This window comes from Rhodococcus pseudokoreensis (assembly GCF_017068395.1).
GTDB lineage: Bacteria > Actinomycetota > Actinomycetes > Mycobacteriales > Mycobacteriaceae > Rhodococcus_F > Rhodococcus_F pseudokoreensis.
The window spans coordinates 1,103,687-1,118,667 of sequence record NZ_CP070619.1 but is presented as its reverse complement, the minus strand read 5'-3'; the positions used below and the strand labels follow the sequence as shown (position 1 = coordinate 1,118,667).

Genomic DNA, 14,981 nt, shown 5'->3' with positions numbered 1-14,981 from the left:
ACGCGCAGACGCACCGCGGGCTGCTCGCGATCGCCCAGGAAACGAACTCGACCCTCTTCATGGTCGTGCACGCCGCGCTCGCGGTCCTACTCGAGCGGCTGTCCTCGCAGACGGACGTCGCGATCGGCACGCCGGTCGCCGGCCGCGGCGAGCAGGAACTCGACAGACTCGTCGGCATGTTCGTCAACACCCTCGTGCTCCGCGCGTCGGTGCGTCCCGACGACACCTTCGCCGACCTGCTCGCACAGGTGCGCGCCACCGATCTGAATGCGTTCAGCCACAGCGATGTTCCGTTCGAACGCCTCGTCGAGGTCCTCGACGTCCCGCGGTCGACGGCGCACCAGCCGCTGTTCCAGGTGGCGCTGTCGTTCGACAACAACGAGTCGGTCCGGATGGAGTTCCCGGGCCTCGAGATCTCCGCGCTCGACGCCCCGCTCGAGGTCGCCAAGTTCGACCTCCAGCTCAGTGTCGGTGAGCGCTACGCAGACGGGGCTGCGGCGGGGATCGCCGCGACGTTCAACTACTCGACCGACATCTTCGACGAGCAGACCGTCCTGAGCTTCGCGGACCGGTTCGTCCGGATCCTCGGTGCCGTGTCGTCCGACCGCGACGTGGTCCTCGGCGACATCGAGATCCTCGACGCCGCGGAGAAGGCCGCGATCGCCCCGGTCCGCGGGCCGAAGTCGGTCGAGCCGAGCACGCTGCCGGAACTTCTGCGTTCGGGCGTCGAGATCTCGCCGGAGTCGGTCGCGGTGTCCTTCGAGGGCCGTCAGCTCACGTACCGCGAACTCGACGAGCAGTCGAACCGGCTGGCGCGCGTCCTGATCGATCGAGGTGTCGGGCCGGAGAACTATGTCGCGCTGGCGATCACGCGCTCCGTCGAATCCATCCTCGCGATCTGGTCGATCGCCAAGGCCGGCGGCGCCTACCTGCCCGTCGATCCGAAGCTTCCGTTCGAGCGGATCGGCGAGATGCTGTCCGATTCGGGAGCGGTCCTCGGACTGACGGTCGCCCGCCACCACACCGACCTGCCCGACACGGTGCCGTGGATCGTCCTCGACGAGACGGAAGCCACCGAGGAGATCGCTGCCCGCAGTGCGGTCGCGGTGGAGGACGCCGATCTGCGCCGCGCGCTGACGGTCGATCACCCCGCGTACCTCATCTACACGTCGGGTTCGACAGGCAAGCCGAAGGGCGTGGTGGTCACCCACCGCGGTCTGGCCAACCTCACCCGCGAGGTGCGCGAGCACTACGTCGTGTCACCGGATTCCCGGTTCCTGCACGTGGCGTCGCCGAGCTTCGACACGTCGGTCGGGGAGATGCTCGCCGCGTTCAGCGCGGGCGCCACCCTGGTGATCTCGCCCGCGGACGTCTACGGCGGCGACGAACTCGCCGACCTGATCCGCCGCGAACAGGTCAACAACGTCGTCATGACGCCGACCGCGCTGATGACGGTCGACCCCGACGGCCTCGACTCCGTCACGTCCGTCGTGGTCGGCGGCGACACCTGCACGCCGGAACTCGTGGCGCGGTGGGCTCCCGGCCGCGAGATGCGCAACGCGTACGGTCCCACCGAGACCACGGTCATCGTCACCATCACCGAACCGATGGTGGCCGGTGAACGCGTCACGATCGGCTCGCCGCTGCGTGGCGTCGAATCGCTCATACTCGATTCGCGGTTGCGTCCGGTGCCGGAGGGCGTGCCCGGGGAGCTGTACATCTGTGGTCCGTCGGTGACCCGCGGCTACCACAACCGTCCGTCCGTCACGGCGGAACGGTTCGTGGCCAACCCGTTCGGCGAGCCCGGCGCCCGCATGTACCGCACCGGCGACGTCGTGCGCTGGGCGGACGGACATCGGGTGGAGTACGTCGGCCGGTCCGACTTCCAGGTCAAGGTCCGCGGGTTCCGCGTCGAACTCGGCGAGATCGACGCCGCCCTGACCGCCCAGCCGGACATCGAGTTCGCGGTGACCGTGGGTCGCGAGAACCCCGCCGGACTGACGACCCTCGTGTCGTACGTCCTGCCCGCCGACGGCGCGGCGATCGATCCGGAATCGCTGAAGTCGGTTGTCGGCGAAACGCTTCCGCCGTACATGGTGCCGTCCGTCGTGATCGTTCTCGACGAGATCCCGCTGACCGGCATCGGCAAGCTGGACCGGGCGCGCCTGCCCGAGCCCGAGTTCGTGTCCGCGGGTGCGGAGTTCCGTGCCCCGACGACACCCGCCGAAGAGACGATCGCAGGCATCTTCGCCGACGTGCTCGGACTCGAGCAGGTCAGCGTCGACGACAGCTTCTTCGACCTCGGCGGAAACTCGCTGAGCGCCACTCGGGTCGTGTCGCGGGCCGGACAGGTCTTCGGCCTCCGCATCGGCGTGCGGCAACTGTTCGAGGCTCCGACGGTCGCGGGCCTGGCCGCCCGCATCGCCACCCCGGACGAGAACGTCCGGCCACGGCCCGTCCTCGCACCACGGGAGAGGTCTGCCTTCGTCCCGCTGTCGCTGGCGCAGTCCCGGATGTGGTTCATCAACCGCTTCGACCCGGACTCGCCCGCCTACAACATCCCGCTCGCGGTCCGGTTGACCGGCGCGCTGGACGTCGACGCACTGCAGTCCGCGGTGTTCGACGTGCTGGAGCGGCACGAGTCGCTCCGCACGATCTACCCGGATTCGGCCGACGGCCCGCACCAGGTGATCCTCCCGGCCGCGCAGGCGCCGATCGATGTCGCACCCGTTCCGGTCACCGAGACCGAACTGCGCGAGCAGTTGACGGCGATGGTGTCCACCGGATTCGACGTCACCGCCGATGTGCCGCCGATCCGGGTGCGACTGTTCGAGGTCGGCCCGAAGGACTACGTGCTGGCACTCGTCGTGCACCACGTGTCGACCGACGGCGAATCCACCGCCCCGTTCGTGCGTGACGTCATGGTGGCGTACGCATCCCGGGCGGCAGGCCGGGAACCCGGCTTCGCGCCGCTTCCGGTGCAGTACGCGGACTACGCGATCTGGCAGCGGGAACTCCTCGGCAGCGAGGACGACCCGGACAGCCTGATCGCCGCCCAGCTGGGCTTCTGGACGAAGACCCTCGCGGGCGTGCCCGACCTCCTCGAACTGCCGGTGGACCGGCCGCGCCCGCCCGTGCAGTCGCTGCGCGGGTCGCGGATCGATTTCACCGTCGACGCCGAGGTGCACCGCGGGCTGGCCGCACTGGCCCGCAGGCACAACGCCAGCGTGTTCATGGCCGTGCACGCCGCGTTCGCGGTGCTGCTCAGCCGACTGTCCGGCACCGAGGACATCGCGGTGGGCACCCCGATCGCCGGCCGCGGCGAGCGCGAACTCGACGACGTCGTCGGCATGTTCGTCAACACCCTCGCACTGCGGGTGCAGGTCGACGGACGGCAGACATTCGACGAGATCCTCGATCGTGCCCGCGAGGCCGACCTCGAGGCGTTCTCGCACGCCGACGTCCCGTTCGAGCGCCTCGTCGAGGTCCTGAACCCGGCACGCTCGATGGCGCACCACCCGATCTTCCAGGTGGGCTACTCGTTCCAGAACACGACGAAGGCCGAGCTGGAACTGCCCGACCTCACCGTCGCGCCGCTCGACGTCGAGGGCGACACCGCGCAGTTCGATCTGCATCTGATCCTGGGGGACAGCCCCGAGGGTGAGCAGATGTCGGGTGTGTTCACGTTCGCCACCGACCTGTTCGACGCCGCCACCGTCCAGCGCTTCGCGGACATGTTCCGCCGCGTTCTGGTCGCCGCGGTGGATTCGCCGCGGACCGCGGTCGGCGACCTGCCGCTCGCAGGCAGCGACGAGCGCGCACTCGTGGTGTCCGGATGGAACGACACCGCGCAGGCCCTGCCGGCGACGACGCTGGCGGACATGTTCGCGGCCGCCGTCGCGGAGAACCCGGACGTCACCGCTCTCGTGTTCGACGGCGAATCGCTCACGTACGCCGAGTTCTCGGCGCGGGTGAACCGCTTGGCCCGGCATCTCGCGGGCCGCGGTGTCGGCCCGGAAACCGTGGTGGGCCTGGCCATTCCGCGTTCGGTGGACCTGCTGGTCGGCATGTACGCGATCGCCGCGGCGGGCGGCGCATACCTGCCGATCGACCCGGACCATCCGGCCGAGCGCACCGCGTACGTGCTGGAGAGCGCGCAACCCGTCTGTGTCCTGGCGACCCGCGACGTCGTCGGGGGACTGCCCGGCAATGTCGACTACCTCCTGCTCGACGAACTGGACCTCGGCGATGTCGACCCGGCTCCGCTGACCGACGCGGAGCGGACCGCACCGCTGCGGCCGGAGAACGCCGCGTACGTGATCTACACGTCCGGATCCACCGGCCGGCCGAAGGGCGTCGCGATCGCGCACGCTGCGATCGCGAACCAGTTGCGGTGGAAGCAGTCGGAATACCCGCTCACCGCCGAGGACTCGGTGCTGCTCAAGACGGCGGCCACGTTCGACCTGTCAGTGTGGGAGTTCTGGTGGGCGCTGACCGCCGGCGCACGGCTCGTCGTCGCCGCGCCGGACGGTCACCGCGACCCGTCGTACCTGGCCGCACTCGTCGCCGAGCAGCAGGTGTCGACGGTGCACTTCGTGCCCTCGCTGCTGTCGGCGTTCGTCGCGGTGGCAGAACCGGCGCAGCTGGCGTCGTTGCAGCGTGTGCTGTGCATCGGTGAGGCCCTGCCCGCCGACACGGTGCTCCGGTTCCGGGACGTCAGCGACGCGGACATCTTCAACCTGTACGGCCCCACCGAGGCCGCCGTCAGCGTCACCCACTACCGGTGCGGCGACGAGCGCGACGGCTCGGTCCCGATCGGCAGGCCCGAATGGAACACGCAGACCTACGTTCTCGATTCGCGTCTGCACCCCGTTCCCGCCGGCGTCACAGGTGAGCTCTATCTCGCGGGCGAGCAGTTGGCGCGCGGGTACTTCGGCCGCCACGACCTCACCGCGGAACGATTCGTCGCCAGCCCGTTCGGCGAGGCCGGAGCGCGGATGTACCGCACCGGCGACCTCGTCCGGTGGAACCGCGACGGCAACCTCGACTACGTCGGCCGCAGCGACTTCCAGGTGAAGGTCCGCGGTTTCCGCATCGAACTCGGCGAGATCGAGCGTGCCCTCGTCGCGCACCCGGCGGTCGCGCAGGCCGTCGTGGTGGTGCACAGCGACCGGCACACCGGCGACCGCCTCGTCGGTTACGTCGTGCCGGAGGCGCGCGGTGACTCCGTGCCGGAGGCACGCGATTACTCCGTGCCGGAGCGGGGCGGTTTCGTCGACGACGCCGACGTCCTCGCGTTCGCGGGTAGGTCGGTACCCGGGTACATGGTGCCGTCCGCGCTCATCGCGCTCGACGAGCTGCCGCTGAACATCAACGGCAAGCTCGACCGCAAGGCCCTTCCCGAGCCCGAGTTCGGCGGCGCCGCGGACCATTACCGGGCTCCGCGCACCCCGGTCGAGGAAATCGTGGCGGGAGTCTTCGCGGACGTCCTCGGTCACGAGCGGGTCAGCGCCGACACGAGCTTCTTCGACCTCGGTGGCAACTCGCTGGTCGCGACCCGCGTGGTCGCCCGGCTCAACGCAGCCCTCGACACGTCGATCGGTGTGCGGGAGCTGTTCGAGGCGCCGACCGTGATCGCGCTGGCGGCTCGCGCCGAGCAGTCCGATTCGGCGGGTGCGAACCGGCCGGCGCTGGTGCCGCAGCCGCGTCCCACCCGGATTCCGCTGTCCCCGGCGCAGTCCCGCATGTGGTTCATCAACCAGTTCGACACCGCGTCGGCGGCGTACAACATTCCGCTGGCGATCAGGCTGACCGGCCACCTCGACGTCGCCGCGCTCGAGCAGGCACTCGGCGACGTCGTCGAGCGGCACGAGACGCTGCGCACCACCTACCCCGACACCGGTGACGGACCGGGCCAGGTCGTGCTGTCGCGGGCCCGGAGTTTCACGGCCCTCGACGTCGAGGACGTCGCCGACGAGACCGTGCTGCGCGAACGCGTGATCTCCCTCGTCACCGCCGGATTCGACGTCGCGACGGCGGTCCCGGTCCGGGCCCGCCTCCTGCGGATCGACGCCGAACAGCACGTGCTGGTCATCGTCGTCCACCACATCTCGTCCGACGGCGCCTCGACGGCACCGCTGGCACGCGACGTGGTGATCGCCTACAGCGCCCGCGCCGCCGGCTCGGAACCCGCCTGGGCGCCGCTCGACGTCCAGTACGCGGACTTCTCGCTCTGGCAGCACGAGTTGCTCGGTGACGAGAACGCCCCGGATTCGCTGGCCACCCAGCAGATCGACTACTGGCGGACCACGCTGAGCGGTCTGCCGGACGTGCTGCCGTTGCCGACGGACCGGCCGCGGCCGCCCGCACAGTCGATGCGCGGCGCCAACTTCGATTTCGAGATCGACGCGGAACTGCGCGACCGGCTGGGGGCGCTGGCCCGCGAGCACAACGCGTCGCTGTTCATGGTCGCGCACGCGGCGCTGTCGGTGCTGCTCGCGCGGCTGAGCGCCACGGACGACATCGCGGTGGGCACCGCGATCGAGGGCCGCGGCGAGGCCGCACTCGACGACCTGGTCGGCATGTTCGTCAACACGTTGGTGCTGCGCGCGCAGGTCGACGTCGACGCGACGTTCGCCGACCTCCTCGCACAGGTGCGTCAGCACGACCTCGGTGCGTTCACGCATACCGACGTGCCGTTCGAGCGGCTCGTCGAGATCCTGCAGCCGGAACGCTCGACCGCGTTCTCGCCGCTGTTCCAGGTGGCTCTCGCGTTCCAGAACATCGAGCAGGCGCACCTCGAACTGCCCGGGCTGACGGTCGAGGGACTCGACGGTGGGATCAGCGCCGCGAAGTTCGATCTGCAGCTCACGCTCGCCGACGCGGCAGGCGCGGACGGTGACGGGCCGATGCGCGGCGTGTTCACCTACGCGACGGATCTGTTCGACGAGCGCACCATCGCGTCGTTCGCGTTCCGTTTCCAGCGCATCCTCGAGGCGATCACCGCCGACGCGTCCGTGCTGATCGGCGACATCGACGTCCTCAGCGAGAACGAGCACGCCGTGCTCGCCCCGGTGCGGGGCGCGGACACCGCCGCACCCGAGCTGCTGTCGGGCATCCTCGGCGCCGCCGCGGCAGTGAACCCCGACGCCGTCGCCGTCGTGTGCGGCGACGAACAGGTCACCTACCGCGAACTCGACGAGCGCTCGAACCGTCTCGCCCGCGTTCTCATCGGCAGGGGCATCGGGGCCGACGACTTCGTGGCACTCGCGCTGACACGCTCCGTCGAATCGATCCTCTCCATCTGGGCGGTCGCGAAGACCGGGGCGGCGTTCGTCCCGGTCGACCCGAGCTACCCGTTCGACCGGATCATGCACATGGTCACGGACTCTCGCGTGGAGATCGGTCTCACCACCGGCGCCCACGTCGCAGAGCTCCCGGACACCGTGCGCTGGCTGGTGCTCGGTGCGGACGAGATGGACGACGCGTGCGCGTCCGTGTCGAACGAGGCCGTCACCGACGAGGACCGCATCCGGCCGACCCGGGTCGACGACGCCGCGTACGTGATCTACACGTCGGGATCGACGGGCCTGCCCAAGGGCGTCGTCGTCACCCACACGGGCCTGGCGAACGTCACGACCGAGCAGGTCGAGCGGCTCCGGGTCACCCCGCAGTCGCGGGTGCTGCACTTCGCCTCGCCCAGTTTCGACGCATCGGTCTTCGAGTTGCTGCACGCAGTGGCCGCCGCGTCGACGATGGTCATCGCGTCCGGCGTCGTGTACGGCGGAGACGAACTCGCGCGGTTGCTGAAGAAGCAGAAGGTCACGCACGCCTTCATCACACCCGCCGCGCTCACGACGGTGGACCCGGCCGGGTTGGAAGGCATCGAGGTGCTGTCGGTGGCCGGCGAGGCGTGCCCGCCGGAGCTCATGCAGAAGTGGGCACCGGGCAGGCGCATGTTCAACCTGTACGGCCCGTCCGAGGCGACGATCTGGAGTACGTCGAGCAACCCGATGAACGCGGATCGGCCCGTCACCATCGGCGGTCCCACCCGGGGCGTCGACGTGGTCGTTCTCGATTCCCGTCTCACGCCGGTCCCGGTGGGTGTCGCGGGTGAGCTGTACGTCGCGGGTCCGAGTGTGGCCCGCGGCTACCACAACCGGTTCGCCCTGACGGCGGAGCGATTCGTCGCCAACCCGTTCGGCGGTCCCGGTGAGCGGCTCTACCGCACCGGCGACGTCGTCCGCTGGGTGCACGACGACGAGACGGGCGACCTCGTCCTCGACTACGTCGGCCGTTCCGACTTCCAGGTGAAGGTCCGCGGATTCCGCATCGAACTCGGCGAGATCGACGCCGAACTCGGCAGGCACCCGAGTGTCGACTTCGCGGTCACGCTCGGCCACCACCGCGAGCACACCGGGCAGACCGTGCTGGTGTCGTACGTCATGCCCGCAGCGGGTGCGTCGATCGACGTCGCCGAACTGTCGGCGTTCGTCTCCGAGACCCTGCCCGGGTACATGGTTCCGTCGTCGATCATGGCCATCGACTCGGTTCCGCTGACACCCGCGGGCAAGCTCGACCGCAAGGCACTTCCCGAGCCGCAGTTCGTGTCGGTCGCCAGTGATTACACCGCGCCGTCCACGCCGATGGAGAAGGCCATCGCCGACGTCTTCGCGCAGGTTCTCGGCGTCGACCGGGTCAGCGTCGACGACTCGTTCTTCGCGCTCGGCGGCGACAGCATCGTGTCCATCCAGCTGACGACCCGGGCGAAGAACGCCGGGGTGCTGTTCACCGCGCGAGACGTCTTCGAACGCAAGACCGTGGCGGCGCTGGCCGAGGTGGCCGCCTGGGCCACCGAGGTCGACTCGGTGAAGCTCGAGGAGTTGCCGGGCGGCGGCGTCGGAACGATGCCGCTCACCCCGATCGCGCACTGGCTGGTGGAGACGGCAGGAACGTTCGAGAAGTTCTCGCAGGCCGTCCTGCTGACCACCCCGCCCGCCGTCACACGAGATCAGCTGGCGGACACGGTGGACGCGATCCTGGCGCGCCACGACATCCTCCGCTCCCGGCTCACGCGGGCCGGGGACGACTGGTCGTTCGAGGCGCTCTCCGTTCGACGGGCGTTCGACGCGGACGACCTGATCGAGCAGATCGAGTTCACCGACAAGCCGGGCACCGACGAGTTCGAGCGGCTGGCCCGCGCGGCTCTCAGTCGTGCCGCGGACCGCCTCGATCCGGCGTCGGGCCGGATGACGCAGTTCGTGTGGTTCGCGCCCGCGGAGTCGTTGCCGGGTCAGAGCGGACGCCTGCTGGTGCTTGCGCACCACCTCGTCGTCGACGGGGTGTCGTGGCGAGTGCTGTTGCCGGACTTCGCGACCGCAGGTTCGCAGATCATGGCGGGAGCGCCCGCGCAGCTCGAACCGGTCGGATCCTCCGTCCGGGCGTGGGCGCACGGACTCGCGGAGGAGGCGAAGTCTCCGCACCGCGTGGCCGAACTCGACTTCTGGCGCGGCATGCTCGCGGGAACCGATCCGCTGATCGGGCGGCGCGCGTTCGATCCGGAACGCGACGTGATCGCCCGGACCGACCGCCTGAGCATGACGTTCTCGACGCAGGTGACGCAGGCGCTGCTGACCACGATTCCGCAGTCCGTGAACGGTGGCGTCAACGACGGCCTGCTCGCGGCGCTCGCCCTCGCGGTATCGCGCTGGCGTGAACTCCGCGGCGGCACCACGGATCGGTCGGTGCTGATCAACCTGGAGGGACACGGCCGCGAAGAGTCGACCGTTCCCGGTGCCGACCTCGCGCGCACGGTGGGCTGGTTCACCAGCCTGTACCCGGTGCGGCTGGACGTCTCGCGGGCCGATCTCGCCGACGCGTTCGACGGCGGCACCTCGGCGGGGTCTGCGTTGAAGGCAGTCAAGGAACAGTTGCTGGCCGTGCCCGACAAGGGCATCGGCTACGGCCTGCTGCGCTACCTCAACGACGAGACGGCTCCGGCTCTGGCGTCGCTGCCGACGCCGCAGATCGGGTTCAACTACCTCGGCCGGGCGGGTTCGGTGGATCTGCCCGCCGAGATCCGGGATCTCGGCTGGATTCCCGACAGCGACTCCGGTGAGTTCGGCGGCGCCATGGACGACGAGATGGTGGCGCCTGCGGTGCTCAGCATCAACGCGGTGACGTCGGAGACGGCGTCCGGCCCCCAGATCGAGGCCAAGATCGCCTTCGCCACCGAGATTCTCGACGAGGCGGACGTGTGGGAGTTCGCGGAGCTGTGGCACGCCGCGGCGACCGCGCTCGCCGAGCATGCGTCCGGGCCGAAGAGCGGCGGTCTCACGCCGTCCGACGTCCCGCTCGTGACCGTGACGCAGGACGACCTCGAGGCGCTCGAACGGCGCTACCCCGCCGCGACCGACGTGTGGCCGCTGGCTCCGCTGCAGTCCGGAATGTTCTTCCATTCCGTTCTCGCCGAGGACGCGGTGGACGTCTACACCGCTCAGGTGGTGCTCGACTTCCGGGGCGTCGTCGACACCGGCCGCCTCCGCGGCGCGGCGGAAGCGTTGATCGCGCGGCACGCGAACCTGCGCACCGCGTTCGTCCCCGACGATTCGGGGACCGCGGTCCAGGTGGTCGTCGACCACGTCGCACTGCCGTGGGAAGAGCTCGACCTGTCGGCGCTGTCCGAGGCCGACCGTGAGGAGCGGATCGGTTCGGTTCTGAGCGAACACCGTTCGGCGCGGTTCGACATGGGCCGTCCGCCTCTCATGCGGTTCCTGCTGATCCGCACGGGGGAGAGCAGCTACCGGTTCTCCATCAGCAACCACCACATCCTGCTCGACGGATGGTCGATGCCGTTGCTGATGAAGGATCTGCTGGTGCTGTACGCGACCCGCGGAGACGGCTCGGTGCTGCCGCGGGTCCGCGGCTACCGTGACTTCCTCAGCTGGCTGTCCGAACGCGACGCCAACGCCTCGCGCAGCGCCTGGGCGCACGCACTGGCCGGGCTGGACGGGCCGACCGTCCTCGCCCCGGCGCCGCCCGGTGAGGACCGTCCCGAGCCCGCCGAGATCGCGCTGCATCTCGGCGAGGTGGTGAGCGAGAACCTGGCGCGCATCGCGCGGGATCGCGGCCTGACGATGAACACGATCGTCCAGGCGGCGTGGGGTCTGCTGCTGGCCCGGATGACCGCGTCCGACGACGTCGTCTTCGGCGCCACCGTGTCGGGTCGCCCACCGGAGGTCGCGGGCATCGAGTCGATGGTGGGTCTGTTCATCAACACCATCCCGATCCGGGTGCGGGTCGATCCCCGCGAGTCGATCCTCGGGTTGCTCGAACGGTTGCAGGCGGAACAGTCCGCTCTGTTCGACCACCACCACATCGGTCTCCCCGAGATCCAGCAGATCGCCGGTATCGGCGGGCTGTTCGACACGTTGACGGTGTTCGAGTCGTACCCCGTCGACCGGGCGGGACTCACCGAGGACAGCGACATCGACGGCCTCCGGGTCGCCGGGGTGCAGATCAGCGACGCCTCGCACTACCCGCTGAGCCTGCTGGCGCAGTCGGACAGCGAACTGCAACTCGTCCTGAAGTACCTTCCGGACGTGTTCGGCGCCGACACCGTCGGACGTCTCGGTTCCCGGCTGAACCGGATCCTGCAGACCATCGCGGCCGGAAGTTCTACTCTGGTAGGCGATCTGGACCTGCTCACGCAGGACGAGCGCGACCTCGTCCTGTCCGGATGGAACGATTCCCGCCGCGACGTCGCGGAAGAATCCGTGGTGTCGATGTTCGGTGCCCAGGTTGCGCGCACACCCGATCGGACCGCCGTGGTGGCCGACCACGTGCGGCTCACCTACGCCGAGTTCGACGCGCGGGTCAACCGCCTGGCGCGGCACCTGATGACGATGGGCGTGGGACCGGACACCGTGGTGGGCATCGCGATGCGGCGCTCGCTCGACATGCTGACCAGCCTCTACGCCGTCCACGCGGCGGGCGGCGCGTACGTGCCGATCGACCCCGAGCATCCGGCCGACCGGACGTCGTACGTGGTGGACAGCGCCACGCCGGCCTGCGTGCTGAGTTCGGCCGACGACATCGCGAACCTCGATGTGGAGGTCCCGGTGTACCTGGTCGAGGACTTCGACCTGTCCGGGTACGGCGACGGTCCGATCGAGGACACCGAACGGCTCGGCGACCTGCGCCCGGACAACCTGGCGTACGCGCTGTACACGTCGGGTTCGACGGGACGGCCGAAGGGTGTGGCGATTCCGCACTCGGCGCTGGCCAACCAGCTGGCGTGGATGGGCGACGTCTACGGCATCGACGCGCAGGACGTGGTGCTGCAGAAGACGCCGTTCACGTTCGACGCGTCCGTGTGGGAGCTGTTCCTGCCGTTGGTGGTCGGCGGAACCCTCGTGATGGCGTCGCCGGACGGTCATCGCGATCCCGAGTACATGGCCGCGACGGTCGACACCGAGTCGGTGACGGTGATCCAGTTCGTCCCGTCCGTGCTCACCATGTTCCTCGACGCCGCGACCGCCGACGGGTGCGGTTCGCTGCGTCTCGTGTTCGCGGGCGGTGAGCCGCTGCCGCAGTCGGCGGCCGAGCGGGTCGCGGGACTCGGCTCCGCGGAGCTGGTGAACCTGTACGGCCCCACCGAGGTGACCATCAACTCGACGGCCCACGTGGTGGAGCGGTCGGGGACGGCGACGATCGCGCCGATCGGTTCGCCCGCCTGGAACACCCGGGCCTACGTGCTCGACGCCCACCTGAACCCGGCGCCGGTCGGTGTGCCCGGCGAGCTGTACCTCGACGGCGCGCAACTCGCGCGAGGCTACGTCAACAGCGCCGCGCTGAGTGCGGAACGGTTCGTCGCGAATCCGTTCGGCGATCCGGGTGTGCGGATGTATCGCACCGGTGACCTCGTCCGGTGGAACGAGAGCGGTGTCCTCGAGTTCGTGGGCCGCACCGACTTCCAGGTGAAGGTGCGCGGCCTGCGCATCGAGCTCGGCGAGGTCGAGGAGGCGTTCGCTCGGCACGCCGACGTGGCGCAGGCAGCGGTGATCGTGCACAACAGTGAGGTGGGCGCGCGGCTCGTCGCCTACGTCGTGCCGAGGCCCGACGCGGCCATCGACCAGGCGGCGCTGAATGCGTTCGTCGCGGAATCGTTGCCCGAGTACATGATCCCGGATTCCGTGATGGTTCTCGCGGAGCTTCCGCTGGGCACCAGCGGCAAGCTCGACCGGCGCGCGCTGCCGGTGCCGGACTTCGCGTCGGCGGCGGAGTTCCGCGCGCCGCGCACCGACACCGAACGGGCCCTCGCGACCGTGTTCGGGGAGCTGCTCGGCCGGGAGAGTGTCGGCATCGACGACTCGTTCTTCGAACTCGGCGGCGACAGCATCGTGTCCATCCAGCTGGTGGCGCGGGCCCGTTCGGCCGGTATCCACTTCACCGCGCGGGATGTGTTCGAGCGGCGCACCGTTGCCGAACTGGCAGCAGTGGCCGATTCGGGTGAGTCCGCGGCGGCGGTACTGGCGGAGTACGAGGGGGGCGGCGTCGGAACGGTGCCGCTCACCCCGGTCGCCCGCAAGATGGTCGAGCGCGGCGGTGACTTCGACCGATTCGTCATGCCGTTGTTGCTGACACTCCCGGCCGGGATCGAACGCGAGCAGGTCGTCGCGACGATCACCGCTGTGGTCGACCAGCACGACGTGCTGCGGTCGACACTGGTCACGGGCGGTGCCGGGGACGCGCTCGAGATCGCGCCCACGGGCAGCGTCGACATCGACGCCACCCTGCAGCGGGTGGAGATCGAGGCAGGCGCCGAGCCCGGTTCGCCGGAGTTCGACGCGGTGGCGGGTGCGGCATTCGACACGGCGCTGGATCGTCTCGATCCGCGCACCGGGTCGATGCTCCAGTTCGTCTGGTTCGACCCCACCGAGTCGGATCGGCGCGGACGGCTCCTCGTCGTGCCGCACCACCTCGTCATCGACTCCGTGTCGTGGCGGATCCTGGTGCCGGACTTCGCGACCGCAGGCGCCCAGATCGCCGCAGGCACGACGCCGTCGCTCGAGCCGGTCGGAACGTCGCTGCGGCGGTGGACCGACGGTCTGCTCGAGGCGGCGGCGACACCGGAGCGGGTGGCCGAACTCGCGGTGTGGGAACGGATGCTGACCGGTCCGGATCCGCTGCTGGGGTCGCGTGAGCTGGACCTGCGCACCGATGTGGTCGGCACGCTGGAACGGACCCGGGTGGACGTGCCGGCACCGGTCACCGAGGCGTTGCTGGGCGGAACGCCCGGTGCGCTCGACGGTGAGATCGGCGACGTCCTCGCGGCAGCCCTCGCGTTGGCGGTGGCCGCATGGCGGCGCGACCGCGGAGTCGAGGCCTCGTCGACGGTGGTCACACTCGAGGGTCACGGACGTGAAGAGTCCGCGGTGCCGGGTGCGGATCTGTCGCGGACGGTCGGCTGGTTCACCACGATGTACCCGGCACGGCTCGATCTCGCCGGGGTCGACATCGCCGACGCTCTGCGGGGCGGGGCGGGTGCCGCGGACGCCGTGCGCGCGGTGCGGGATCAGCTGAGTGCAATCCCGGACCGGGGAATCGGATACGGACTGCTGCGGTACCTCAACCCCGACACGTCGTCGGTGATGAGGAAGTGGCCGGAACCGCAGATCGTGTTCAACTACATCGGACGCGTCAGCGCCGCCGAGGTTCCCGAGGCGGTCCGCGGACTCGACTGGCTGCCCGACTTCGAATCGCCCGTCACGGGTGGATTCGAGAAGAGTGCGATGCCTGCCCAGGCCGTTCTCGACATCCAGTCGGTGATCTCGGAAACTGCTGAGGGCCTGCAGTTGTCGGCGTTCATGTCGTTCCCTCCCGGCATCCTCTCGGCACCGGAAGTGGACCGGTTCGGGCAGTTCTGGGTGGAGGCGCTCACCGCGCTCGTGGCTCAGGCCGAGGAGCGGTCCGGGCACTGA

1 protein-coding gene (cut by a window edge) is annotated in these 14,981 nt (G+C 69.8%); it reads left to right on the top strand.

Annotated elements, in window-relative coordinates:
• On the top strand, positions 1-14,981 hold the 3' portion of the coding sequence (locus tag JWS13_RS10700) for a non-ribosomal peptide synthase/polyketide synthase (RefSeq protein WP_241032151.1). 18,793 nt of this gene lie to the left of the window's left edge; 14,981 of the gene's 33,774 nt are visible here — the last part of the coding sequence; its start codon lies off the left edge, out of view; it ends in the stop codon at positions 14,979-14,981.